Annotated in this window: 26 protein-coding genes, 1 tRNA gene and 2 pseudogenes; 8 read left to right on the forward strand and 21 right to left on the reverse strand. The window is 59.9% G+C overall.

Annotated features, from left to right (window positions below; genetic code table 11):
* Nucleotides 1–15 precede the first annotated feature (15 nt).
* Nucleotides 16–1,038, reverse strand: a complete 1,023-nt coding sequence (locus ACTJKE_RS33500; RefSeq protein ID WP_058329217.1) for a LacI family DNA-binding transcriptional regulator — start codon at nucleotides 1,036–1,038, stop codon at nucleotides 16–18.
* A gap of 517 nt (nucleotides 1,039–1,555) precedes the next feature.
* A complete protein-coding gene (locus tag ACTJKE_RS33505; protein ID WP_440639306.1) occupies nucleotides 1,556–1,858 on the reverse strand; it encodes a DUF982 domain-containing protein in 303 nt (100 codons plus the stop codon).
* A gap of 238 nt (nucleotides 1,859–2,096) precedes the next feature.
* On the opposite strand from ACTJKE_RS33505, the pseudogene ACTJKE_RS33510 reads away from it, so the two are divergent.
* A pseudogene (locus ACTJKE_RS33510) lies at nucleotides 2,097–2,222 on the forward strand (type II toxin-antitoxin system mRNA interferase toxin, RelE/StbE family); the annotation flags it as partial.
* Between the two features lie 341 nt (nucleotides 2,223–2,563).
* Here the strand turns inward: ACTJKE_RS33510 and ACTJKE_RS33515 are convergent.
* Nucleotides 2,564–2,638, reverse strand: a tRNA-Ile gene (locus ACTJKE_RS33515).
* Between the two features lie 134 nt (nucleotides 2,639–2,772).
* Here ACTJKE_RS33515 and ACTJKE_RS33520 point away from each other — a divergent pair.
* The gene (locus tag ACTJKE_RS33520) at nucleotides 2,773–3,015 is read left to right on the forward strand and encodes a CopG family ribbon-helix-helix protein (protein WP_440639308.1); all 243 of its coding nucleotides are present in this window, start codon (nucleotides 2,773–2,775) and stop codon (nucleotides 3,013–3,015) included.
* A 310-nt stretch (nucleotides 3,016–3,325) separates the two neighbouring features.
* Here ACTJKE_RS33520 and ACTJKE_RS33525 read toward each other — a convergent pair whose 3' ends face one another.
* From ACTJKE_RS33525 to ACTJKE_RS33545, 5 genes are all read right to left on the reverse strand, one after another.
* Nucleotides 3,326–4,195 (reverse strand): glycerophosphodiester phosphodiesterase, encoded by an 870-nt coding sequence (locus ACTJKE_RS33525; RefSeq protein WP_440693674.1) that lies wholly within the window; start codon nucleotides 4,193–4,195, stop codon nucleotides 3,326–3,328.
* Between the two features lie 56 nt (nucleotides 4,196–4,251).
* Nucleotides 4,252–5,316 carry an ABC transporter ATP-binding protein gene (locus tag ACTJKE_RS33530; protein ID WP_440693676.1) on the reverse strand — a complete coding sequence of 355 codons (1,065 nt, stop codon included), beginning with the start codon at nucleotides 5,314–5,316 and terminating at the stop codon, nucleotides 4,252–4,254.
* A 4-nt stretch (nucleotides 5,317–5,320) separates the two neighbouring features.
* Complete coding sequence (locus tag ACTJKE_RS33535; RefSeq protein ID WP_057251588.1) at nucleotides 5,321–6,421, reverse strand: carbohydrate ABC transporter permease; 1,101 nt, start codon at nucleotides 6,419–6,421, stop codon at nucleotides 5,321–5,323.
* A 1-nt stretch (nucleotide 6,422) separates the two neighbouring features.
* Entirely contained in the window at nucleotides 6,423–7,376 is a 954-nt protein-coding gene (locus tag ACTJKE_RS33540; protein WP_440693678.1) for a carbohydrate ABC transporter permease, read from the reverse strand.
* A gap of 73 nt (nucleotides 7,377–7,449) precedes the next feature.
* Nucleotides 7,450–8,823 (reverse strand): ABC transporter substrate-binding protein, encoded by a 1,374-nt coding sequence (locus tag ACTJKE_RS33545; RefSeq protein WP_065375125.1) that lies wholly within the window; start codon nucleotides 8,821–8,823, stop codon nucleotides 7,450–7,452.
* Nucleotides 8,824–9,006: 183 nt separating this feature from the next.
* On the opposite strand from ACTJKE_RS33545, the gene ACTJKE_RS33550 reads away from it, so the two are divergent.
* The 4 genes from ACTJKE_RS33550 (at nucleotide 9,007) to ACTJKE_RS33565 (ending at nucleotide 13,726) form a co-directional block, all read left to right on the forward strand.
* Nucleotides 9,007–9,960: a LacI family DNA-binding transcriptional regulator gene (locus tag ACTJKE_RS33550; protein WP_440693680.1), complete on the forward strand. Its 954-nt coding sequence runs from the start codon at nucleotides 9,007–9,009 to the stop codon at nucleotides 9,958–9,960.
* Between the two features lie 35 nt (nucleotides 9,961–9,995).
* Nucleotides 9,996–10,820, forward strand: coding sequence for a glycerophosphodiester phosphodiesterase (locus ACTJKE_RS33555; RefSeq protein ID WP_440661789.1), 825 nt, complete (start codon nucleotides 9,996–9,998; stop codon nucleotides 10,818–10,820).
* Between the two features lie 253 nt (nucleotides 10,821–11,073).
* The gene (locus tag ACTJKE_RS33560; RefSeq protein ID WP_058329226.1) at nucleotides 11,074–12,591 is read left to right on the forward strand and encodes a sulfatase; all 1,518 of its coding nucleotides are present in this window, start codon (nucleotides 11,074–11,076) and stop codon (nucleotides 12,589–12,591) included.
* A 337-nt stretch (nucleotides 12,592–12,928) separates the two neighbouring features.
* Nucleotides 12,929–13,726: an inositol monophosphatase family protein gene (locus tag ACTJKE_RS33565; RefSeq protein ID WP_058329227.1), complete on the forward strand. Its 798-nt coding sequence runs from the start codon at nucleotides 12,929–12,931 to the stop codon at nucleotides 13,724–13,726.
* Between the two features lie 388 nt (nucleotides 13,727–14,114).
* On the opposite strand, the gene ACTJKE_RS33570 is transcribed toward ACTJKE_RS33565, so the two are convergent.
* On the reverse strand, nucleotides 14,115–14,825 hold the full coding sequence (locus tag ACTJKE_RS33570) for a nitrilase-related carbon-nitrogen hydrolase (protein ID WP_440639320.1): 711 nt from the start codon (nucleotides 14,823–14,825) through the stop codon (nucleotides 14,115–14,117).
* 74 nt (nucleotides 14,826–14,899) lie between these two features.
* Here ACTJKE_RS33570 and ACTJKE_RS33575 point away from each other — a divergent pair, with 74 nt between their 5' ends.
* Nucleotides 14,900–15,202: an alkylphosphonate utilization protein gene (locus ACTJKE_RS33575; protein WP_440639322.1), complete on the forward strand. Its 303-nt coding sequence runs from the start codon at nucleotides 14,900–14,902 to the stop codon at nucleotides 15,200–15,202.
* Between the two features lie 283 nt (nucleotides 15,203–15,485).
* Entirely contained in the window at nucleotides 15,486–15,776 is a 291-nt protein-coding gene (locus ACTJKE_RS33580) for a DUF6894 family protein (protein WP_058330216.1), read from the forward strand.
* 120 nt (nucleotides 15,777–15,896) lie between these two features.
* Here the strand turns inward: ACTJKE_RS33580 and ACTJKE_RS33585 are convergent, their stop codons facing one another.
* The 12 genes and pseudogenes from ACTJKE_RS33585 to ACTJKE_RS33640 all read right to left on the reverse strand — a co-directional run bounded on the left by ACTJKE_RS33585 (nucleotide 15,897) and on the right by ACTJKE_RS33640 (nucleotide 23,887).
* Nucleotides 15,897–16,010 (reverse strand): BTAD domain-containing putative transcriptional regulator, encoded by a 114-nt coding sequence (locus ACTJKE_RS33585; RefSeq protein WP_280938130.1) that lies wholly within the window; start codon nucleotides 16,008–16,010, stop codon nucleotides 15,897–15,899.
* 257 nt (nucleotides 16,011–16,267) lie between these two features.
* Nucleotides 16,268–16,850: pseudogene (locus ACTJKE_RS33590) on the reverse strand (alcohol dehydrogenase catalytic domain-containing protein); the annotation flags it as partial.
* Between the two features lie 53 nt (nucleotides 16,851–16,903).
* Nucleotides 16,904–17,272 (reverse strand): hypothetical protein, encoded by a 369-nt coding sequence (locus tag ACTJKE_RS33595; protein WP_058330217.1) that lies wholly within the window; start codon nucleotides 17,270–17,272, stop codon nucleotides 16,904–16,906.
* A 389-nt stretch (nucleotides 17,273–17,661) separates the two neighbouring features.
* On the reverse strand, nucleotides 17,662–17,844 hold the full coding sequence (locus ACTJKE_RS33600) for an ATP-binding protein (protein ID WP_440639325.1): 183 nt from the start codon (nucleotides 17,842–17,844) through the stop codon (nucleotides 17,662–17,664).
* Between the two features lie 206 nt (nucleotides 17,845–18,050).
* Nucleotides 18,051–18,395: a hypothetical protein gene (locus tag ACTJKE_RS33605; protein ID WP_440639327.1), complete on the reverse strand. Its 345-nt coding sequence runs from the start codon at nucleotides 18,393–18,395 to the stop codon at nucleotides 18,051–18,053.
* A gap of 428 nt (nucleotides 18,396–18,823) precedes the next feature.
* On the reverse strand, nucleotides 18,824–19,465 hold the full coding sequence (locus ACTJKE_RS33610) for a helix-turn-helix domain-containing protein (protein ID WP_440639329.1): 642 nt from the start codon (nucleotides 19,463–19,465) through the stop codon (nucleotides 18,824–18,826).
* 68 nt (nucleotides 19,466–19,533) lie between these two features.
* Nucleotides 19,534–19,875 (reverse strand): hypothetical protein, encoded by a 342-nt coding sequence (locus ACTJKE_RS33615; protein WP_058330221.1) that lies wholly within the window; start codon nucleotides 19,873–19,875, stop codon nucleotides 19,534–19,536.
* Nucleotides 19,876–19,966: 91 nt separating this feature from the next.
* The gene (fixJ, locus tag ACTJKE_RS33620; protein ID WP_058330225.1) at nucleotides 19,967–20,578 is read right to left on the reverse strand and encodes a response regulator FixJ; all 612 of its coding nucleotides are present in this window, start codon (nucleotides 20,576–20,578) and stop codon (nucleotides 19,967–19,969) included.
* Nucleotides 20,574–22,082 carry a PAS domain S-box protein gene (locus tag ACTJKE_RS33625; protein WP_440693682.1) on the reverse strand — a complete coding sequence of 503 codons (1,509 nt, stop codon included), beginning with the start codon at nucleotides 22,080–22,082 and terminating at the stop codon, nucleotides 20,574–20,576. Before ACTJKE_RS33625 ends, fixJ begins: the two co-directional genes overlap by 5 nt.
* A 263-nt stretch (nucleotides 22,083–22,345) precedes the next feature.
* The gene (locus tag ACTJKE_RS33630; RefSeq protein ID WP_058330223.1) at nucleotides 22,346–22,822 is read right to left on the reverse strand and encodes a 2'-5' RNA ligase family protein; all 477 of its coding nucleotides are present in this window, start codon (nucleotides 22,820–22,822) and stop codon (nucleotides 22,346–22,348) included.
* Nucleotides 22,823–22,982: 160 nt separating this feature from the next.
* Nucleotides 22,983–23,141: a hypothetical protein gene (locus ACTJKE_RS33635; RefSeq protein ID WP_197423559.1), complete on the reverse strand. Its 159-nt coding sequence runs from the start codon at nucleotides 23,139–23,141 to the stop codon at nucleotides 22,983–22,985.
* The gene (locus tag ACTJKE_RS33640) at nucleotides 23,138–23,887 is read right to left on the reverse strand and encodes a DNA polymerase III subunit epsilon (protein WP_113515373.1); all 750 of its coding nucleotides are present in this window, start codon (nucleotides 23,885–23,887) and stop codon (nucleotides 23,138–23,140) included. The genes ACTJKE_RS33635 and ACTJKE_RS33640 overlap by 4 nt, the downstream gene beginning before the upstream one ends.
* Between the last annotated feature and the right edge of the window lie 74 nt (nucleotides 23,888–23,961).

Below are 23,961 nucleotides of genomic sequence, written 5' to 3' on the forward strand. Positions count from 1 at the left end.
TCTCCATTGCGTGATTTATCGTTTCGCAGGCGGAGCAACGGATTTCCGCACGACGATTTCGACTGGCAGCAGCTCTTCGACGGGAGCTTGCTTGCCCTGCCAGTTTGTTTCGAGAAGAAGGGAAACGGCGCGCTCGCCGATCGCGCGGACCGGCTGGCGAATGGCGGTCATAGGCGGACCAAAAAGGTGGAGCGGGCCGACATCGTCGAAGCCGATGACCGAGACATCGTCCGGGATCGACACCCCCTGGTCATGGAAGACCTCGATCATCCCGATGGCGATCTCGTCCGAGCTGGCGAAGATCGCCGTTGCCGGGCGACCTTCCTCGATGAAGCGCTTTGCCGCCTGCCGTCCGAAAGCCACGGTGTAGTCGCCGGCGTATTTTGAAAGCCGGAAATCCTCGCCAAACGCGCCGCACAGCGCCCGTACAAGGCCGTTGAGGCGCCGACGCGAACTGATCATCGCTTCCGGGCCGCCGACGAACAGCACATCCCTGTGCCCGAATTCGGCCAGATGCCGGCCTGCCAGATAGCCGCCCAGCTCGTTATCGCAGAACAGCTTCGGCGCCTGCGCACCCGGAACGTCTTCGTCGGCGATTATCACTTTGCCGGTTCTGTTTATCAGCGTGGCGAGTTGACCGTCATCCGGGTGGTTGGTGACGAAGATCAGGCCATCGACGTGATTGCGCTCGATCAGCTGGAGATAGGCGACCTCGCGACCGGCCCGGTTCAGTGTCGCGTAAAGGGAGACGGCAAGCCCCCGGGTATCCGCTTCTTCTTCGACCGCCGCCACGAGCGTCGCGAAGAACGGGTTGGCGATATCCGGAACGACAAGGCCGATCGTATCGGAACGACCGCGGCTGAGCCGGCGGGCATGCGGATTGGGCTGGTAATTGAGGTCGCGGATCGCATCCGAGATCCGCTTCTTTGTTTCGAAGGGCAGGTCGAGCGATCCGTTTAGCAGCCGCGACACCGTCGTCACTGAAACGCCGGCCGCCCGGGCTACATCCTTGAGGCTTGTGACGCGTTGTGTGGTCACCTTGGCTCCATCCCTTGCCGTTGTAAACCGATTTACTAAAGCGCTTTACAATAAGATTTCGACTTTCGTGTTCTGTCAAGATAATTTCTACTCCGGCGAGGCACGGTGTCGTTGTGAACGATCCCAGACAAAGGATGCGAGCGGACCGCCTGTTATGGAAGCAGCTCGGCCCTACCGACCATCGATCGTCTGATGCATTGGCGGCCTGCGCGTCCGCATCCTTTGTTCGAGGCCCGCTGGAGCGTCGCTCCTGTTTCCAAAGCTGGCGCTGAGCGCCGTGTTCCCGTTCTCTATCCCCGGAAATACCCTAGCGGCACATCTACGGTCCTTTCACCTGCATAGGGCCATCAACCGGGGCGTATGGTCAGCGTCCGCATTCGACCAAACCTAACTCCTCAGCATTGCCCATCCTGAACTCATCCATGATTTCGCGATCTGAATTGCGGAGATGACAGTCAGGCGGCGAATTTCATGCAAACGCGCGGNCAGTATCGTTCGCCGCAATCCTTGGTGACTATCAAGCGGCCCTTGGGCCGTTGCCGCGGTTCTCTTGAGGCGCCGTCACGTGCTCGAGCGTGACTGGCAGGTCGGCTTCAAGGCAAGCAGCGATGAACGCCTCCCGCGCGACGGCGACTGGAGTCGTCCGATGAAGGGCGCCTCGACAGGTCTTGACCGCGCGCTCGTAGCGCTGTCCACGACGAAGTGGCCACTCGTTTTCGAGGAAATCAAGAGCATCGGAGACAGATGAGAAGATGTGGCTCGTGCCGTTCTGGAATCGAACGGTGAGCGGCACGGACCATGGCATTTCCGCAATGAACATTGGTTCCTCCTTCACATACACATGGGGATGAAAAGAAGACAGGAAAAAATATTGGGTGCTCCGATTTCGGCGTCAAGCTGGGACCACGACAGCGGCAAAAAAATCTCTTACCAGGGGCCGAGCACCGGTGCGGGGACTGTCCTCTGAGGAGGCAAGTATCACATCTGTCTTCAACGAGTACGACGCGAACTGCTTCTTTGCGCCACCGGATGGTGTCTAAACCGTCCCGGTCGAGTTGACCCTGGAGCTGGTAATTCCGCGCACTCCCTACATCGCCGCTTACATGGTGACAGCGGACAGGATTCGCATTCTGCGCATCCTGCATGGCGCCCAGATCTGGCCCTTCGAGTTCGGCGCCGAGTGAATACGGCGAGCCATTTCTTTGGCGTTCGGCGGTTCGTACCCCTTCAAGGCGAGAGGTTAGGAAGTTTTTTCGGGCCCAAAGCCACAATCTCGCCTGGAAGATAAGAACGCAAAAAGCCCTTCCTCTTAGACGACAAGAGGAAGGGCCGGGCGTCTGAGCGTTCGACTTCACAGACATTTCATCTGTGGCTGACATACCCAAAATATCAAGGTCTTGACGGAAACATTAGCTAGCGAAGGCTTTTTTGGGCAGGGTTGTTTGCTGGTCCGTCATTGTCGCGATGACGGCGCTGAAAGGCGAGGGCATGCGCGGAGCGCCTTAGAACAAAAGGCGAGGTTGTATGGTGGGCCCGGCAGGACGCGAACCTGCAACCAGTCGGTCATGAGCCGACGGCTCAAACCATTGAGCTACAGGCTTCACCAGGACGTTTCTAAGCACAGAAAAAACCGATGAATCAGTCGCGTAGCGGATGCTTTGAAGAAGATTCTTGAAAATTGACGCACCAGTGCGGTTCATCGATAATCAAAGTGACCAAGGAAGGTTAGATCCCATGACCGCTGCGTTTACCGTGCGTGTAAAAGATGAAACCGCGAGTAAGCTAGATCAGCTCGCTGAGAAGCTGGATCGGTCCCGCTCTTATATGGCTGCAGCGGCCATCGAAGCTTTCGTTGAGCAGCAGGAATGGCAGCTTGCCGAGATTGAGGCCGGGTTGACCGAGGCCGACCGGGGTGAGTTCGCCACCGATGAAGATGTGGCGAAAGCCGTCAGGAAGTACGTCAAGTCTGCCCGCTAATCATGAGCCGGAAGTGTATTCGTTGGACGCTCCGGGCGTTGCGGCGACTTCTTGAAGGCAATCAGCAGCGGTATCAGTGGGAACTCGATACCCGCGAAAACGTCGGATTTTTACACAGACCACGTACTATCATCAGCTTGGAGCGCAGCACCTCCTTTCCGGTCGGCGAAGGCGGGGCTAGAAGCCCTCCTGCGGTGAGCCTTTTAGCCGGTCAAGCGCTCGCGAACGGGCTCGAGGCGAGGGATTTTGAGCCGGCTCTTTCAGGTGGCTAGAACCTGTGGAGCATCCAACCCGCTCCGGTGAGCCGTGCTCAAAGCGAACGGATCAGGCGGAAGATCTCACTCGGAACATCGGTCGTGATCTGGCGCACTTTCGCCCCCACGATCGTACGCAGGATGGGGTCATTGATGTCCCGACCTGGATTGACCGTCCAGGCGTCCGTCTCAATGCCGAGGTCGAGCAGGCGCGCAACGAGGGGAAAGCCCTGGTTTTCTGCGGCAACAATGGCGTCGAACCGGAGGTAGGCAAGACTCACGCCGGTGCTGCGCCGCTCGATGTGGCGCAGCAACCGCTCTGGGTCGCGCAGGTCTCGCTGGCGGGAAACCGCCAGCATCGGATCGTAGCCGAGCCGGGCTCCGGGAATGGCCGCGGCGAGACGGCGTGCATCATCCAGATGATGTGAACCGACGACGATTGCGTCCGCTAGCCCGGCGACGGCCGCTGCGGCATCGGTGACCGCCGAATCCGGAAGCCTGTGTCCTTCGAGCAGCTTGAGATCGAGCTGAAGGTTGGCCGATGGCGCTCTCGGTAGTCTTGGAAGCGGGGCCACGAGGTCGGCGAGCGACACGACCGGCGCATCGGGATCGGGGGCGCCTGCTGCGTCCCGGTGAAAAAGCCCCGCCATCGATGCGATCGGCGTGCGCGGAACGCGGCCGCGGCCGGTCGTCGATGGACCGAGCGTCGCATCGTGGAGAACGGCGAAGCGGCCATCGGCGGTGCCGAGTATGTCTACCTCGAGGCTCGCGCCGAGCTGCCAGCCGAGGGCGAGGTTCGACCGCTTGAAGGGCGCGTCGGCGAGGTGCGTGCGCAGTTTGTGCCACTTGAGCCGGACAGGGCCATATGGGCCCTCGACGGCCACCGGCGCGTTCGACGTCTGGTTGCTCGTCTCAAACGCTGCCACTGGCGCGCCCTTCTCCTCTCCCCACCGAGAAATGGGGCGGCTGTCGCTCGATCATGTCACGCCGGTGCACGAACATGCGCGCCCCCAATGAGCTTCTGTCGCGCCGTCTCGAACACAAGCGAGTTCTCGGGCAGGAAACCGATCTTTACCTGCTCGCCAGTCGAGTGCCCGGCGGACGAACCCTGTTCAAGCACGCGCACGGCGCCCATGCCGGTTTCGACGACATAGAGGATCTCCCGGCCCATCGGCTCGATCTGCACGATACGGCCGGCGAAGCCGGTATCGCCGATTCTGAGGTGCTCCGCCCTCAGCCCGACTGTCAGCGCCCCGGACGCGCCCTCGACCGGAAATCTGGCGCCATTCACGGTGATCGTTCCGGCCTCGGCTTCGCCGGCAATGAGGTTGATGGGCGGCGAGCCGATGAAGCCGGCAACGAACAGGCTCGATGGCCTGAGATAGAGGTCGTCCGGCGTCCCGACCTGCTCGATCCGGCCGGCGCGCATGCAGATGATACGGTCGGCCATTGTCGTCGCCTCGATCTGATCATGCGTGACGAGGACGGTCGTCACGCCGAGTTGCGCGTGCAGCGACTTGATCTCGGTGCGCATCGAAAGGCGAAGCGAAGCGTCTAGATTGGAGAGCGGCTCGTCGAGGAGCAGCAACTGCGGCTCCTTCACGAGGGCGCGTGCAAGGGCGACGCGCTGCTGCTGGCCACCGGAAAGCTCGCTGGGACGACGGTCCATCAGTTCCGCAACACGGACAAGGTCCGCGGCGGTCTTCACCTTCGCGAGAGCTTCGTCGCGTGGCGTTTTCTTGAAGCGCAATGGAAACAGGATGTTGTCGCGCACGCTCATGTGCGGGTAGAGCGCGTAGGATTGAAAGACGATGCCGACATTCCGGTCGCGTGCCTCTACTTCGTTGACGATATGGCCGTCAAAGAGGAGCTCGCCGCCGCTCGGAAGATAGATACCGGCGAGCATGAACAGGCTCGTCGACTTGCCGCAGCCGGAGGGGCCGAGAAGTGCGACGAACTCGCCGTCCTCAATGACGAGGTTCATATCGGGGATCACCTCGACGGCGCCGAAGCGCTTCACCACGTTACGGAACTCGATCTTCGCCATCTTCTCAGCCTTTCACGCCGCCGATCGACATCTGCATGAGATACCGCTGCGCGGCCATGTAGAGGATGAGACTCGGGACAAGGTAGAAAACTCCGACCGCAGAGACGACGCCGTAGTCCACTCCCATGACATCATCGCGCACCCAGTACATGTAGAGGCTCATTGTCCAATTGCTGTTCCTGATCAGGAACGTGAACACGAAGATGTATTCTTCCCAGCCGCGGATGAAGGTGAACACTGCGATGGCGAGGATGCCGTTCCTGACCTGAGGCAGCACCACGCTCACGAATGCCTGCCGTCGCGACGCGCCGTCGGTCAGCGCGCTCATCTCGATGTCCCATGGGACTGCGTCGAAGAAGCCCTTCATGATGAAAATCGCAAACGGCAGTTCGAAGGCGACAAGCACAAGTATCACGCCGGAAAGCGTGTCGAGCAGCCCGATCCAGTAGAGCATCAGGAACATGGGCACGATTAGCGTCAGCACCGGGAAAGCATGGAGCACCAGAAGCGAGCGCAGCATCGAGGAGCGGCCGGGGAACTGGAAGCGCGACAGGTAATAGGCTGCCAATGAGGCGACGGTGACGACGATGGCAGTCTGTGTGCCGGCGATCAGGATCGAGTTGCCGAAGGCATGCCAGACATTGGGAAACTGGACCGCGCCTTTGACTTCGCCGATCCGCGACCTCACCACCGAGGCGAAGTCCGGCTCCCACAGGAAGATGAAATTGCCGAGGTGCAGGTCGGGGCCGACCAGCACGGCAAAGGCGAAGATGGCGATCGCGGCGACTGCGGTGAGGCCGATCCATAACTGGCGCCGGCTTTGCGCGAGCGCGGCAGTGAGCCAGAAAGCGACGACGGCCGGAACGACCACGGCCATCGAGCGCCACAGAACCGCCGTCTCGGCAACGCCGGTCCTGGCCGAGAAGGCGATCGTGACGAGCCAGAAATAGGGGAGGATGATCGGCAGCGACACGGCGATCAGGAACGCGTAGAGGACGACCGCCTTGGCGCGCCGAACGCCACGCGCCCGCGCTGCCACTGCATCCCAATCGACTGGCGGTTCGGATGCCGCCGTGGACAGCTCGGGGATCGCTTGCGCGGCCATCTCAATGCACCTCGATGCGCGGGCGCTGCAGCAGGCGCTCCATATCAAAGAAGCGCCAGCCGATGAGCGCGACGACTACGCCGATGACGATGAGAAAAAGTGCCAGCGCGGCTCCGTAGCCATATTGGCCGCTTTCGAAGGCGCGGCGGTAGACGTAGAGTGCATAGACAGTCGTGTCGTAGAACGGACCGCCCTTGGTGAGGAGCAGGATGTATTCGAAGCTGACCAGCAGCGAAAGTGTCTGGTAGATCGTCACAAAGCTGATCGGCCAGCGCAGCGCCGGCAGGGTGATGAAGCGGATCTTTGCGAAGGTCCCGGCGCCGTCCACTGCCGCGGCGTGGAACAGGTGCTCCGGGATCCCGCGGATCGCGGCGGTGAAGATGATCATGCCCATCGAAGCGCCGATGAACCCGTTCGAGATGATGATGAGCGCGACCGGCGCCGAGGTCAAAAGGTCAAGCGGCGCGTCGAGCCCGAACGCCTGCATCAGGACCTGGTTTACGAGGCCAGCTTCGGTGGGGCTCACCGCCCAGAGCCAGAGCAGGATGTAGAGGACTGACGGGCTCATCCGCGGTAGCAGCCACACGCCCCGGAAGAAGCTGCCGGATACATTCCTAATCGCCGTGGTGGTGATGGCGAGGATCAGGCCAAAGGTCACGTTGAAGATCGCGAGCGTGCCGAAGACGTAGATGAAGGTCAGCCCAATGACCTGCGACAACCGGCGATCAGTTCGAAGGACCTTCTCGTACTGCTCGGTAGTGAACTCGCTGATGCGGAGCGAGCGGCTGAGGTCGGTAAACGACACAGCTATATCGATGATCACGGGGACGACGAAGAAGAGGACCGTCAGGACGATCGCCGGGCCGAGAAAGATCACGAAGTTCGTGCGCCTGCGCGCCGCCGACCCCGCATGGCCGCGCCGCTCGATCGTGAGTTCATCTGCTATCGTCGTCATCGATTAGCTCTTACGGCGGACCTCGCAGCCGCCGACCCGGGCGGCCGGGTCGACGACTCGAGACCGATCGGACTTATTTGACGATCACGTCCTCGAGGGTGGACGAAGCCTCCTCGATGACGAAATCGGCTGCTTTCTCAGCTGACAACCGCCCCGATTCTATGCCTTGAATTCCGGCATAGATGATGCCGTTGAGTTCGCCGAACTGCGAGTTGTTCGGCAGGAACTTGGTGATCTTGAGCAGGTCGGTTGCCCTGGCGAGCGGCCAGGCCTTGGCATAACGCGGGTCTTCGAGTTGTTCGGGTTTGATGCCGAGATGCGTCGTTGTGACCGCGTGATCGGTGTTGAGGTCGGCCGCCGAAGCGTGGCCAAGCAGGCGGGCGGCGAGTTCAGGCTCCTTCGTGTCGGCAGCGATCGCATAGACGATCGGATGCGTCAGACTGACCGGTGAACCGCCCTTCTGCGGTGCAGGCCCAGCGATCCAGCCCCAATCCGCGAAGAAGGCTTTTTCGTCCTGAGGCAGCCCGTAGGTCGGGAACCCGACGCTGCCGAGATCCCAGATGCCGTACATCCAGAATGCGGCGTTGCCGGTGTAGAATTCCTTGCGCAGCGCATCGAATTCCATCGCCGTGTTATTGGCCGGGATGACCCCTTCCTTCACCCCGCGTTCAAACCAGCCGAAGGCGGCAGCGAGCTTGTCGCGCTCCAGGAGCAGTTTGCCGGTTTCGGGATCGACGAAGCCGCTGCCGTAGGCCTGGAAGACCATGATGTAGTCCGGACCCTTGTTCGGCCGGTGAAGCACACCGTATTGCGCTTTTGTCTTGTCGACGACCTGCTTGGCGATCTCCAGTACCTCGTCCATCGTCAGGTCGCCCGACAACGCACGCTCCGGCATGGCGTCGACAAAGGCAGAGTCGTAGCCGGCCTCGCGCAGGAGCTTCTTGTTGTAGAAGAACATTCTCGCCTCGGCGTCCTGCGGAATTGCGTAGGTGCCGTCGGGACACTTCGCTGATGACCAGAGCGACGGAAAGATCGTGCCGAAGTGTTGAGGGTATTTGGAGATATAGTCGTCGAGCTTGAGAACGAAGCCATCTTCCTGGAAAGCGCAGATCCATTCGTGTGCGGCGATGAATATATCGGGGCCTTCACCGATGCCGAATACCTTGAGAAGCTGCAGTGCGTCGTCGTCGAAGCCCTTGGCGGGGCTCTCGCGCACAGCAACCTCAACGCGCTTGGGGGAGCCTTCGGCCTCGAGTTCCTTGTTCAGCCGCTCGGCAGCCTTGACCACATTGCCAGGGCGCAGCGGCCCCGAAGGATCCTGACGCGACCAGAGCTCGAGCTTCACAGTTTCTTGCGCGAAGAGTGGCGTCGCGGAAAGGAACGCCGCACTGCCGCCCGCTAATGCCGCGCAGAGAAGCGCAGCAGTTCCGATTTTCCAGTGATTCATCCTGATTTCCTCCCGTTCCGCGGCACGCTTTTCATCGTGTCGTCATTGTTGTTGCAATGCTGTGCAACCCGATTATGAATGCGCTTCGGAGAATGTCCAGCGGGGTCAAAGCAAGTGTCGGATACCAGAGACAGCAACCAGGGCCGCTTCGTGAGCGCCCAGGCAGTCGCCGAGCTTGCGGGTGTGTCCCGATCGGCGGTCTCGCGGGCATTCACCCCTGGCGCAAGCATCGCACCTGCAACGCGGGCGCGGGTGCGAGAGGCAGCTGCGGCGCTCGGATACCAGGTCAACGATCTCGCCCGCGGGCTTCTCGCCAATCGGAGCCGGCTGGTGGGACTCGTGACCTCCGACGCCGATACACCGTTCCGGGCCCAGATGATTTCGGCCCTCTCGTACGCCTTGATCGAGCGCTCCAACGTGCCGGCGATCATCAACATCGGGCCAACATCGGAGGATGTTGCGAATGCCAGCCGGCAGTTGCTGCGCTATCGGGCGGAGGCGACCATCTTCCTCTCTGGCTCGCCGCCGGCAAGTCTTGTCGAGCTCACGCGACGAAACGGACAGCCGCTGATATTGGTGAACAGGGCCGAGACTGGCCTCGACAGCGTCCATTGCGATGACAGGGACGGCGCGCAGCAGGCCTTTGAGGCCCTGCGCATGGCTGGAGCCTCCCGTTTCGCCGTGATCAACAGGGCGAATCCGAGCCCGAGCCTCTCCGCCCGCGAGCACGCCTTTGTTGAATTTGCCGCCGCTTCCAGATTCGAGACGAAGATCGTTCGGGTCGGCCGCGCCGACTATGGTGGCGGAAAAGAGGCGGCGCGACAGCTGCTGGCGAGCGGACCGGCGCCCGACGCGATTTTCTGCGTTAATGATCTCATGGCGTTCGGAACACTCGATCACATTCGCGGCGCGGGCCTGCGTGTACCCGACGACGTTTCCGTTATCGGCTTCGACGATGTGCCAGTCGCCGCGTGGTCCTCCTACCGTCTGACCACCCTGCGGCAAGATCCCCGGCGGATTGCCCGGGAGGTCGTATCAATTCTCGACCGGCGCCTCGCCGATCCCGATTTGCCGCCGATTTCCGTCTACTTCCCGGTCGAACTCGTCGTTCGCGAAACAGTCAGAGCGCGCTTGTAGAGAAGTCGCGCTGTTACCATGGAGGAGCATATCGAATGGCCTTCAGCTTCCTTGCCCGCAACGCGGGACGTACTCATGTCTGCGGCCACCGCGGCTACAGCCTTCATTATCCGGAGAACACACTGCCAGCATTCGAAGCAGCAAAGGCTGCAGGGGCGACCACGGTCGAGATCGACGTCGTGCTGACCGCAGACGGTGAGCCGATCATTCTGCACGACCTGACCGTCGACAGGACGACAGATGGACACGGCTTTGCGGCAGACCTCCGCCTCGAGCAGATCCGCAAATTGGATGCGGGGGTTCGGTTTCATCCCGCTTTCGCCGGAACGAAGATACCGACCTTGGCGGAGGCGCTCGATTGGGCGAAGGCGGACGACATGGGGCTTGTGCTCGAGATCAAGGAGGCAGAGCGGCCGGACATCGCTGTTGATTGCGTGGCAGCCTTGCTGAGATCGACGGGAACTGTCGACCGGGTCATTGTCATCAGCTTCGACCATGTGGTGCTGAAGCGCGCGGTCGAGCGCCATCCGGGCCTGCGGACCGAAGCCATTACGCATGCTCGCCACGCCGACCTAGTCGGGGTGTTGAAGGCGTGCAGCGCGAGTTCGGTCTCGATCGAGCTCGACATGTTCCGCCCCGACGGTGCGAAGGCGCTGCATGCAGAAGGCTTCAGCAACCGCGTACACGTGCCTCGCCCAGATGTTCTCGCCGAGTATTGGCGCGGCGGACGCGATCGGTTGCCGGAGCTCATGCAATGGATCGCCGACGGGCTCATCGACACGATCTCGGGTGATGACGTGCCCTTCATCGCCATGCTCGTCAGCCGCGCCGGTCGCTCCGGCTCAGCCTCCCCGAGGTGAGACGACACAGCAGCTCTCGGCGATGGTCGAAGGCGTGCATGGGATATAGTGAGCGAGGCGGACCACAGATTAGAAGTCTCGTGGGGGCGGGCAGGCTGGTGTTCGGACCTGGGTACAATCCAGTTGCGGCCGCGCTCTTTTCGGCGAAAATAGGTGCCGGTGCCCTGGAACGGCCAGCCGATGAATGCGGGGACCGTTCGAAACGCTCACACAAGAAGCTGCATGGGCAGCTCTGAATGAGGGCCGAGAGTCGATGAAGGCCGTCTTCGTACTGTTTGATTCGCTCAACCGACACGTGCTCGCCCCGTACGGCGGAAAGCGGGTGCCGACGCCCAATTTCACCCGCTTGGCCGAGCGCACCGCGATGTTCGACCGCCATTATGTCGGCAGCCTGCCTTGCATGCCGGCGCGCCGCGACCTGCAGACCGGACGGCTCGGCTTTCTCCACAGGAGTTGGGGGCCACTCGAGCCGTTCGACAATTCCTTTCCCGAACTGCTGCACCGGGCCGGCTCCTACAGCCACCTCGTCACCGACCACTTCCATTATTTCGAGGACGGCGGTGCCACCTATCACACTCGATATGACAGCTACGACTTCATCCGCGGTCAGGAGGGCGACCCGTGGAAGGCAATGGTGAAGCCACCATGGGAGCGCTTGCGCCAGATGTATCATGAGCGCCAATTCAGCCCATCGGCCCGCGACAAGTTTCGGCGCAACATCGTGAACCGCGAGTTCATCAAGGACGAGAAGGAGTTCCCATCGGTGCGCTGCTTCGCCGCCGGGTTGGAGTTCCTCGAGCGGAACCGAACCGCCGACCACTGGTTCCTGCAGATCGAGACGTTCGACCCGCATGAACCCTTTACCGCGCCCGAGCGGTTTCGCGAGGCATTCAGAACGGGCTGGAACGGTCCGGTTCGCGACTGGCCGCGCTACGGCCGGGTCGACGAGCTGCCGGAGGAATGCGAAGAACTCCGCGCCAACTACTACGCCGTCATCGCGCTTTGCGACTTCCTCATCGGACAGCTTCTCGACTATTTCGATGCGCACGATCTTTGGCGCGACACCGCGCTCGTTGTCACCACCGATCACGGCTTTCTGCTAGGGGAGCACGATTTCTGGGCGAAGAACCGGATGAATATGTATGAGGAGATCGTGCACATCCCGCTCTTCCTGCACGATCCGCGCCGGCCGGGAAGAGCCGGCACCCGCCGGTCCGCTCTGACCCAGACCATCGATCTCGCTCCGACATTCCTCGATCTGTTCGACGTGGACACTGTTGCCGAGGTGCAGGGGCACTCCCTCCTGCCGCTGCTCGGCGCCGATCGTTCGCTGCGGCGCGGCGCACTGTTCGGCTATTTCGGCGGTGCGATCAACGTGACGAATGGACGCTATACCTATCATCGCTTCCCGCCCGATCCTCGCTCTCAGGAGCTTTTTCAATACACGCTGATGCCGACTCACATCTGGCAGCCGTTCACGCCGGAGGAACTCGCGGGAGCCTCGCTGGCACAGCCGATGTCCTTCACGAAGGGAGCGCCCGTTCTCAAGATCCCGGTGATCGAGAGGTCGCCCATGTTCGATAACTACGGTCCCGGCGCGCTCCTTGAGAGTGAAACCCGACTCTACGACCTCGCTGATGATCCAGGGCAGAATACGCCCCTTTGTTCCCCGGAGATCGAGGAGGCAATGACGCGTCTCATGCGGGATCTCATGCGCGCCAGTGATGCTCCGCGCGAAGCTTTCGCACGTATTGGGATCGAAGCTCAGTAACGTAAGACGCTTTTCAGAACTGCCGTTCGCCCACCGACTTGGTCATCAGATTCAACTTGAAACGCGTTTAGCTACTCATGGTCACGGTCTGTTTCGGCCAACTGCCCGGATCAGGGCCAGCACCTCCCCCATAAAGCAGGTCGAGCGTCGGAGGTCGTCTCGTCGGAAGGGCCGATCTCGGGGACCATGTCGAACATGGGGTGGAGACCGAAGTCGGCACGCTTTCAATATCGGCCGATGTTTATTGGCCAACGCTGATGTCATACCGGGCTTGAAGAATCGTGGGCATTGCATTGATCACGAAGTACACTTCTCTCATTACGAAAAGGAAAGACCTATGAGCATGCATGAAGCGGGTCTCGACCGGCGATTTGCACTTGCGAAATCAATCGCCGAGGAGGCGGGGGCGCTCGCGCTCGACTACTTCAACAAGCGCGATACCCTGGTGATCGAGACCAAGCGCGACCCGCAGGATGTCGTCTCGATTGCCGACCGAAACGTCGAGATACTGATCCGGGAGCGCGTCGCCGCGGAGCTTCCGGAGGATGGGTTCCTCGGCGAGGAATTCGGCCACATGGAGGGTGCTTCAGGCTATATCTGGGTTGTGGACCCGATTGACGGTACCGCGCCATTCGTCAACGGTATGTCGACGTGGTGTGTCTCGATCGCGGTTCTGCATGGCGGCATGCCGGTGATCGGCATGATCCATGCGCCGTGCGACGGCGAACTCTATGCGTCGGCCGCTGGCAAAGGCGCTAGCCTCAACGGAAAGAAATTGAACCTCGATCCGTCTCGTACCATCCAGAACGCCATCACCGGCATTGGCTGCAATACCTATGTAGAACCGGAGCGGGTTGGGCAGATCATCGCCGCGCTGCTCCGCATGGGCGGCAACTTCATCCGCAACGGCTCCGGCGCACTGATGCTCGCCTATGTCGCGGCGGGCCGTCTGGTCGGTTATTACGAGCCACATATGCACGCCTGGGACTGCATGGCTGGTTACTGCCTGGTGAAGGAAGCCGGCGGCGACTATCTGTCCTTCCCGGCCGAGGGCGAGGCTCTGTTGGAGGCCCACCCAGTGCTGGCCAGCAATCCGACGGCCTTTGCCGATCTGTTGGCAATCCATGGCCGTTGAGCCTGTCGCAATTAATTGCCTGACACTCAAGTTGTTGGTGAACAGGAGCTTCTGGCAGTTTTGAGGAGCATTAGCCCGTAAAGTTCTTTTCAGTTCGCTTTGCGCTCAAAAGGAGCGTGCCGCGAGGGGGGCAAGTGCTCGCCATTACACGACCGAGGGTCTTCCTCAATTTGTGTGGTGATTATTGTTGTTGAGCAGCAGCATGCGTGCTCTCGGGCCCTCCGGGCCTGCTCTGCTATACATCGCCCGTTTGATCGTCTTCAGTGGCAGATTCTCGTGAGCGCAACTATCTGGCTGACGGATATCGACGGTTTCGACGACAGCAGCACCGCGAATGAAAGCGTTGCGCCTATTTCCTGACACGGATCGAACGAGTCCTCACCACATCTCAAAAGGACACGGTGATTTGCGACGGGAATGGCGCGCGAACAGTTTTGGTGTAGTCGAGGTCCAAAGTAGCAGAGTTGGACCCAACGCTATCGGGGCTTTGAGCAAAAATACGACCCCATGGGTCGATGGCTAGGGAGTGTTTCAAGCAGAGCTTTCTTCCCTGAGCGTGGGAGCCGGTTTGGCCGACGGCCAGAAGATAAGTCTGCGTTTCGATGTTGCGCGCGCGAAGCAAGACTTCCCAGTGGTCCCGGCCGGTTGCCTCAGTGAATGCTGCAGGCAGGACGATAACATTCACACCCTGATCTCTGAGCGCCCGAAAAAGTTCGGGAAAGCACAGGTCGTCGCAAATCGCACACCCAACGACTGCGACGCCAATCCTATAGGTCACGAGGTCGTTGCCGCGCGTAACGTAATCGGATTCCCGATAGCTCGTTCCGTTCGGCGTATCGACATCGAACAGATGTATCTTGCGGTAGCGGGTAATCTGTCGGCCATCCGGCCCACATACGAGCGTCGTGTTGTAGAAGTTGCTCCCATCCTTTTCGACGATTGACCCCGCATGAAGTGTGATGGCGTGTTTGGCGGCCAGTCTGTGAGAGAAACGCGTAGATTTCTCCCCCCGGAATCTGCTCGCCGCTCTCGCGCATCGCTTGTGGATCGGCGCTGAACTGCGGTTTGATTTCGCGCGGCAACGGGGATACAGGCACATATGAGTTTAGCAGCCGATGCCGAAAACATCTCGGTGATCCGATAAGACAAATTGGGTACTAGAGCGGAGTGAACATGAGTGACCAGAGCGATGACTACACTTACGACGAGGCGACCGGCGAATGGCGGCCGGCCTCGGAAATCGCCGCGGAAGCTGCGAAGGTCGCGGAGGTTCGCGATGCCTCCGGTAATCTTCTTGCCGACGGAGACTCCGTGGTCCTGATCAAAGACTTAAAGGTGAAGGGTGCCGGCCAAACCCTAAAGCAGGGCACAGTCATCAGGTCGATTCGGCTCACCGATAACCCGGAAGAGATCGATTGCCGCCACGACGCGATCAAGGGCTTGGTCCTGCGCACCGAGTTCGTTCGCAAGCGGTAACCAAGAACATCAGCGATGTTGTCGGGAAGTCGGACGGGCGGGGATCCGCGGGGACGTAGATGGTGTGGGCGACACGTTCCTCGATCCACTCTGACTGTCACGCCCCTGAGGGCGCCGCATCAGACGGCAAGGGCGGCCTCGTAATTCAACACGACGGATGAAAGAATGATCGCGCCCTAACAGGGCAACCGGGCGGCAAGGGGTGCGTCACGCAACTGTCACGCGCAAAGAACTTTAGAAACTGCTAAGAAGTGGAAAGCCATGCCGGTGTTCGAGTACGAAGATGCGCCGATACCTCTTTCACATTCATCTTCTTGGGACAGTCAATCGCGACCACACCGGATCGTTTCATGCTAGCGACAGCCAGGCAGTGGCGCGCGGGAGATCGGTTGCGGACGGGATCGCAGAAGACGACAGGCACCGGAGCGTGATCGTAACAGTTGAAAGGGCAGGTGGTCCGGTTTTGGCGCGCGTAACTGCGACGAAGGCCATGCCCCCCTGGCAGTCTGCAAGCTCGAAGTTCGAGCACGCTTGGCGGGAACTGACCGGAGCCGCGTTTGTCAATGGGGATTAGGCGGCAGAAGGAACCGAGACGGTGCAGAACGCGCGACAGTCTCGGCGACTGCCAGGCGTAGTCCAGATTAGAAACCCAGCCTTGCACGTAGACAAGGTCGAAGAGGCCGTCGCCTATCACCTAGTAGGCGATGTTCTCGGGCTGCACACCGAGCTGCTTGCGCAGCGTATCGGCGCGACGCTGGTATTGTACGAGGGCGAGGTTGAACTGCCCCTTCGTCGCATAGACGCGCATCAGCGCGCGGTGTCCTCTCGCAGTGGATCGAGGCTGAGCAGGCGTTTTGCCGTGGGAACGAAGGCACCCGGCTCGTTTCCCACGATGTGGCGGGTGAAGCGTTGCGAGTGGTGCAAATATTCGAGTTAAAAAGTCTCGGAGGATGGGCGTGGCCTGTTCGCCTTACAGGCACGCCCGCCTAAGTGAGAGCTCCCGAAAATCGTTCCCCTTCAACAGAACATAGCTGCCCTTGGTGGCGGCCTCGTGCCAGCCATCCTTTTGCTCATGGCGATAATCTTCTCGGCCCCCATCTGCTTGGCGGAAAGCACACCCATCAGCCCGACGGCCCTGTCGCCCACGACGACCGCCGTCGAACCCGGCTGGACGCGTGCCGCATCTGCTGCTACCAGCCGGTACCAAGAACATCCGAGACGGCCAAGAGACTTGGAATAAGATCCTCGGACGGCATCTCCGGCGTTGCGACCAGAGTACCGTCAGCAAGTGGAATTCGAGCAAACGGCGCCTGCGCTCCGGACATGAACTCGCGCTGTTCGCGGAGGATGGAAACCCGAAGCGGCAATGGGGGCATTATTGTCGGAGATGCAGAATGATCCCACGACAAACTTGCCAGGCTTCACCGTCTTGACCTGGTCGCCGACTTCGACGACCACGCCGCAATATTCATGACCCATATGAGCCGGCCCGCCCATCGGCTGGAGCCCGCGGTAGGGCCAGAGATCGGAACCACAAACACAGGACGCCGCTAGCTTGATGATAGCGTCGGTGGGTTTGAGGATTTTCGGCTCCTGCGACCTCCTCACAACGGATGTCGCCTTTGCCGTGCAGGCCACGGCGCCGCATGGATGATCTCACGCTCGAAGCCGTCGATGATGAAGGCTAGCTTGATAACGGCCTCACCATAACCTGCGGTCTAGTTGAGCGGTGAGCATCGGTACAGCCGCGGCTCCCGGCGCGCCGAGACGAAACTGCTGTACGAGCCGTGCGAGGACAAAGGTGGTCGCAGCTGTGACAACAATCCTAAGCCATGGGTGAAGATCCCCTCGCGATGGAGGCGCATCTATCTCCTCCGTCTGCTCACGAATTGTCATCAGCCGAGCCTGCAGGTCGGCGACCGCACGGCGCAGCTCAGCGATCTCTTCCTCAGGGGGAAGAACGGCTTCTGCCAGCGATGGATCTTCAGCGGGACTGTCCTGCTCAAGTTCGTCCAGGTGTTCCCGCAAATGCGATGGGCTCTCAAACCCCCTGGCTTTGATATTTGTCATTGCGCTTTCTCTCCATCCGATGCCACTCGATCGTAATGAAACTCACGGGACAGACGGGAGTTCCCTTAAAGCCGCAACGGACAGACCAGGCGATCTAAAGACATCTTGTGAGGACTGCAAACGTGGCAATGCAGGAGTGAGCAGCGCATGCGGCTATGAGCGCTGCTCATGAATGCGCCGTCAAAGAGCCGATGGACCATAGATGAATCCTCCTCTTTAGCGCATGCGATTTTCTCCGGCTGGATGAACTCGCTGGTTCTGACGGCTGCGTGTTGCCGCCTGCTCGATCAGAACTACGACCGATAAGCCGGCAGATGTGCTCGATACCCATCGCGACTTTGGAAGCCTGATGCCGTTGCCCGGGGAGTTGCCAGTTGTCGGCTATAGACCTACACCTTTTTCGGCAGGTCGATCGTAACCCTAAAACCGGGATCGCCCTGCGAGAACGCGATATCGCGGCCATGGTAGCGAACGATCGTTCTTGCGATTGCGAGGCCCAGACCGACACCGCCGGTCTCGCGGTTTCGCGAAGCCTCAAGGCGAAAGAAGGGAGCGAAGACTTTCTCGTGCATCGCCTCCGGATCCCCGGCCCCTTGTCCTCGACGACGATATCGACGGAGCGGTCGCCATTTTTCACTCGCCGCTGGACATCCACCCGGAGAACTCCGACCCACGAGAGGTCCTGGAACGTATGCGTTTTGTTATCGATCGGCCGAGCGGCCGTACGGCGTATCGCCTTCCGGCGACAAGGTTTCGAACGTTCATTGCCAGGTAGCCTTCACGCGGATTGTCTTGTTCTCACCGACGCCGCCTTGAAAGCCTTCCTAATTTCTCTCATCCGACGGTCAAGGGTATTATGACCGGCTTGCATAACGTCGATATCCAAGAGGTGGCCAATGACTGCCAGTTCTTTCATCAGGTCGCCAATAATCAGGTCTGGGGATCGAATGGTATTTTCGCCAACGGGTAAGCTCTTGCCAGCAATCACCGCGGCTTCTAATGCCTGATTAAGCTCCAGAGCGGCTCCCAAGAATTTTTTTCGACGCTCCACGATATCGCCGGCGGCAGCCGTACCATCGCACGCTGCCGTCAAACGAACGGCTTTGTTTTGAAATTCACTCATGTGTCGCCCCCAGTTCCCCTTCGTGTCTCTTAGCTAATGTAGCTGAACACGATCTTAAATCTCCGTAACAGAGGTCACGAGACTCTCAAACCGCCACCGAGGTCGGGCGCTGCGCGTCCCTAACGCCTTCGCTCATCGCGCTCGAGCGGCACCCAGTCCTCTCGGCTGTCCCCAAGTGGAAATTTAGACGAGCCGATTCCGCTACGCACGGGCACGCTCCACGACGGGCCCAACTGACCATCTATACCCGCGACATCAAGGAAGCGGCGTCCATCGGGACTCAGATCTGCTCCGCGATGTGTTGATGCTCGTCTTTTGGCGGCCTTGATCCCCCTTGCCGTTGGTCAAACCCGCAACCAAACAGCGTCTCGTGCGGAACTCGCCGCAATAGCCGGTTGTATCGCGGCCGCGGGCGTCCAGCAAACCGCCTATTCACTCATCAGCCGTAGCTTTGTCACGTTCAACACCTCGACCGTGCGTGCGCTTTTGAGTCGAATGACCCCGATGGAGCGAAGCTTAGAAAAGCTCCGCGAGACCGTTTCGATCGTCATGCCAAGATAGTCGCCGATATCTGTTCTGGTCATTGAAAGGTCGAGTGTGCCGTCTGCACCTTGACGCTCGTAAAGGTCAACGAGGAAGACGGCCACTTTTTCGAGCGCGCTCTGCTTTCCAACGACCAGAAGATGTTCCTGCGCCCGCACCATGCTCTCCAGCGCCAGCGCCATTAACTCCGAAGAACTGCGGCCTTTTTCTTCGATGGGGACGGTTGTCAGACCCGTAGGTACGATGCTTTCAGCGAAGAAGCTGCGCATGGTCCGCGCTTCGAAGCCGAAGGTTTCTCCTGCAATGTGAAACGCAACCACCTGCCTGCGGCCGTCGGCGAGCAGGCGGAAGATCCGAACAGCTCCATACTCGATGCGATAGAGCGCGCCGGCCAGTTCGCCTTGGGCGTAGATTTCGGTTTCTGCTTCGTAGAATGAGATCGCGCGAGGCCGAGCGAACGAACGACCATCAGGGCCGGCGGCGGCGTTGAAGCTGAAGGAGGCGATGGCAGCGGTAGAAGTGTGCATATGACCGACCCTTTGTTGACGGTCAGATCATGACGAAGCATGGCCGCGTGCGAAATTCGTTCGTTCCACTACGCGTTACTACGTAGTGCGGCCAAGGCGGCGATTACATCAGAACCGGAGAGAGGCTTGTGAAGGACGAGAATGTTCTGGCGCGGCCTCACCCGGTCGATGTCTTCATCTGCAAGCAATACCACTCTCTTGCCGGCCGCCAACACCAAACACTCTTCGATGTCCATCGCCGGCAGAGATCCGTCAAGGACCAGGATTTCGGCGACGGAGCTTCGCTCTTTTGCTGCTATCCATGACCCGAACTGCTCGACCTGGTATCCATGCGCCTCCATCGCGAAGACCAGGGATCGGAGCAAGGCTTCGTCTTTCACAATCGTGACGACAGGGGGCGGGCTGGACACTGCGGTTCCGTGGGTTCGAGGCGCGATGGTTCCTCAAACTTCGCACAGACGGGCAGGCTGGGCTTTGTTCCAGATCAAGACGATGCCGCGATTAGTCTGCGGCTTCTGCTGCGAGTGACATCCTTACAAGTTCTGGGAGGCTGCGGGCCTGCATCTTCGCCATGACGTTAGCCCGGTGAACTTCAACGGTGCGCGGGCTAATGTCTAGGGCAAACGCAATCGCCTTGTTCGGCTGTCCGGCGACGACCGCGGTCAGAACCTGACGCTCGCGGTCGCTTAGAGTGCTGATGCGCGCCCGAATGTCTTCACCACTTTCAATCGGCGACGATGCATCGCTCAGGCGCTCAGAGGCGCGTCGGATTGCATCAACAATGGTGTTGTCGTCGAAGGGCTTTTCAATGAAGTCGACGGCTCCTGCTTTCATCGCTTCCACGGCCATCGGCACATCCCCATGCCCAGTTATCATGATTGACGGGATCGTTGTCTTGAGGGCTGCCAGACGGCGAATTAGATCCAGTCCGCTAAGGTCGGGCATGCGCATGTCGGTAATGAGCACGGCCTGCCGCAGATTTGGAGCAACGGAAAGGAACGCAGTGGCGGACTCGTGCACTCGGACGCCCAATCCGTTCATCGTCAGCATAAAGGCAAGCGATTTCCTGACCGCCTCTTCGTCGTCGACAATATGCACGGTGAAGTCGTCAATCGGCATTTTCTTCCTCGTTGTATTGCGGCAGGGTAAAACGGAAGCATGCGCCACCCAAGCCCCCGGTGGACACGGTTAGGTCCCCACCATGCGCCTCGACAATACGCTTGGAGATCGACAAGCCAATGCCCATTCCTCCGGCTTTGGTCGTTGTGAACGGCTTAAACAAGTCAGCCGCAATTTCCTCAGGTATGCCAGGGCCGGAGTCTTCGACAGCTATCATCACCTCTGCAGGGCCCAAGCGCTGAATGGTGACCAAAAGTTCCTTCCTGGGCGAATTTTTCATCGCCTCTACGGCGTTGCGCATGAGGTTTGTCAGCACTTGCTGTATCTGTATTCGGTCGACCATGACTTGGTCGGCGCCGGATTCAAAGTCGAATACAGTGCGCACCCCTTTCTCGCGCGATCCGACCAGTGCAAGCGCGCCGGCCTCTTCGACCAGTTGCCGCAGATTGTGAGGTGACTTCTCGGTCTCGCCCTTTGTGACGAATTCCCGCAAATGTTTGATAATCTGCCCCGCACGTAGGCTCTGTTCTCCGGCTTCCTTGAGGGCATCGCGAATCTGGACGTCGCGCGGACTTTCGGCTGACTGAAGCAGCCGTCCGCAACCGTGGACATAGTTGGCTATAGCGGAGAGCGGCTGGTTCAATTCGTGGGCGAGCGTCGAGGCCATTTCGCCCATTTCGTTGAGGCGGGCCAGTCGCGCCAGCTCGGTCTGAACCTCTTGCAGGCGAGCGGCCGATTCTTCACGCTCGGTCAGGTCGCGTATAAAACCCGTGAAAAACCTTCGACTACCCGATCTCATCTCCCCGACGGCAAGTTTCATGGGAAAGGTCGATCCGTCCTTTCGTTGACCGACGACAACACGGTCGGTTCCGATAATTCGCTTCTCGCCCGTAGAGAGGTACCGCTCGAGATAGCCGCCGTGTTCCTTGCGATAGGGTTGCGGCATCAGCATCCGCAGGTTCTGGCCGATCACCTCATTTTCGGCATAGCCGAACTGCCTGACAGCCGCGGCGTTGAATGATACGATTGTTCCGTCCTGTTCGCTGACGATGGTGGCGTCGAGAACAGTGTCCAGGATCGACCGGAGGTGCGCCTCTCTTGTACTCAAGGCCTCGTCAACAGTTGTTAAGTCATGTTGAGCCCGACGGAGCGATTCTCCCAAGAAGGAAATTGCAACCCCCACGGCGGTGAACACGACCAATTCAGGTATTTGGATCCCGCCGGGAGTAAGTGACCTCAGATAGGCTGCTGAACCGATGGAGGCGATAACAGCAAGCATTCCTGGACCAATACCCCCGATAACGGCTGCAAGGAGAACGGGGGGTACGAAAAGAATGTAGATTGCCCGATCATCCAGAACACCCATGAGGAAATAACGAAGGAGAAAGGCAATCAGAACAGCGGTCGCGGCAAAGCCGTAACCTTGAGAGGCGGGCCAGTTGCAGCGGAGGACGAAATTCGAGATGGTGCGCGTGAAGCCGGGGTTACCAGTTGGCATCATGTCTAAACATTCTTCTACCTAGAATTGACATTTATCATGAAGGTCACACCTCTGCCACCCACTCAGCCGGGCCGTTTTGACGGCCAGGCACTTTATGACAGTTTGCGCTTCCGAGCTCGGACTTCATATTGTTGCGGGAAACCAGGGGCAAGCGAGCACGCAATTCTAGCAGGATACCTTTCGCTCGCACCGACGACCCAAGGGTGGCCGCAGATGGAAGTGTCCAGGTTTCAATCATTCCATAATTTGCGTTCGTTTTCTTAGACATCTGTCGAATAGATGGTTCGATATCGACGGTCATCAAAGAGGGTCGCTGAACCGGCGTTTGGCCCTGGACGGCGAGCGGGCACCACTGCGAAACTGACCGTCCGTTCGGGCTGCCAAGGCCCGCCTAGATATCTCCAGAGGTTCAGGCCTTCCACAATCACCGAGCGCGGTTTGAAATGGTGTGTCAGTTGTTGGTGCAAGGTGTCTGCGGCTGACCTCGAAACTCTGTTTTGGACGGTGATATGCGGCTGCCACCCCTGCATGTCCTGGCCACCCAACCATGGCATGAAAGCGGACCTAAGCTCTGCGTAAAGCTGCTCAAGTGCAAGGCTTTTGATCCTGAATGCGACACCCGCGCCGAGATGGCGAACACTGGCTACCTCCGCTCGGATCTGGCCACGCTTGGTGGCAGCAGACTGCAATTCTCCGACGATCCGCTCGAGGTGTTCACCCGGCAGCCGATGAAACATCGTCAGGTGAGCCCGAAGGAAGTTTCGATCCGACGGAAATGCGCCTTTCGAAGGCGATCGAAGGGTTCAAGGTCTGTCTCCGCGATCCGGGCGGTGAGGATGAGTGGTTTGCGGGTCTTCAAGCCAAAGTCCTGTCGATGCTGGGTGGGGGCAATGTGCCTTACGACGGCAGATGTGCAAGCGCAGGCTGCGTGTTCTTCACCAGACGCCGGCTAAGATCCGGATCGTCGTAGTCCCACCAGATAGGGCCATCTTCACCAAGCGCCGCCTTGGCATCGCCCATCCTCCGGCGCGTGCGCGACGCGTCGGTCGCTTTCATAGCAAGGTTCGCTGCACTGGCTCGATAACAGCGGGCGGCTCGAGTTCACCCCGCCTTGCCAACTCGGTCTGGGCGCTGAAACGGATATCGCTATCTCTATCGTGAAGAAATTCCGTGAGCGTCTCCGTACTAAGGCGATCCCAACTTTTTCCACGATCTGGCCCGGAGGGCACGCGCGGCAGGAGCCCCGGTTCGGCGCTCCACGCCAGCAACTGATCGAGCGATGTCGCGTTCAGCAGGTCGCGCAGATGATGGGCGGTGACATAGGCATCCGGCATGCCTCGATGGGCCGGCAGCCCTAACTCGTGAACGAGCCCTTCCGGCATACGCAGGTAGCGGAGCATCTGGTTGGAAAACCGCGGGAGCTCGGGCCAGACCCGTAGGGCGCACTTCCAGGTACAAATCCAGCGTGAGCCGCCGGTCAGGCGAGGCGTGCAGTACCGCTGCTCGGAGGCCGCACGATGTGCAGCAAGAGCGTCGATCCTGCCGGGCGGACGCAACACTCCTGGGGCGACATCTTTCCAGTAGGGCGCGCCGGCGACTTGTTCGTCGAGAATGTGATGGATGGCCATCGTGTCGGGCGAAATCGGCCGTCCTGGATTGACCATCAGCGCGCCACGTTCATCGTTGACGGCCCAACGTCCATGGTCTTCAAGGACCACATCCTGCCACCCGATCTCGCAAACGTCGTTCGGTCCATTGCCGGCCGTTTCCAGATCGATGACGCGAACGCGGGATGTCGACACTGCTTTCTCTCGTCCTAGTGCGGTCGCCCCGTTTCTAGTGCGATCCGGCCGCCACGGGTTTCTCTCCGCCTGCT

The organism is Ensifer sp. 22521 (assembly GCF_052044795.1).
Taxonomy (GTDB): domain Bacteria; phylum Pseudomonadota; class Alphaproteobacteria; order Rhizobiales; family Rhizobiaceae; genus Ensifer.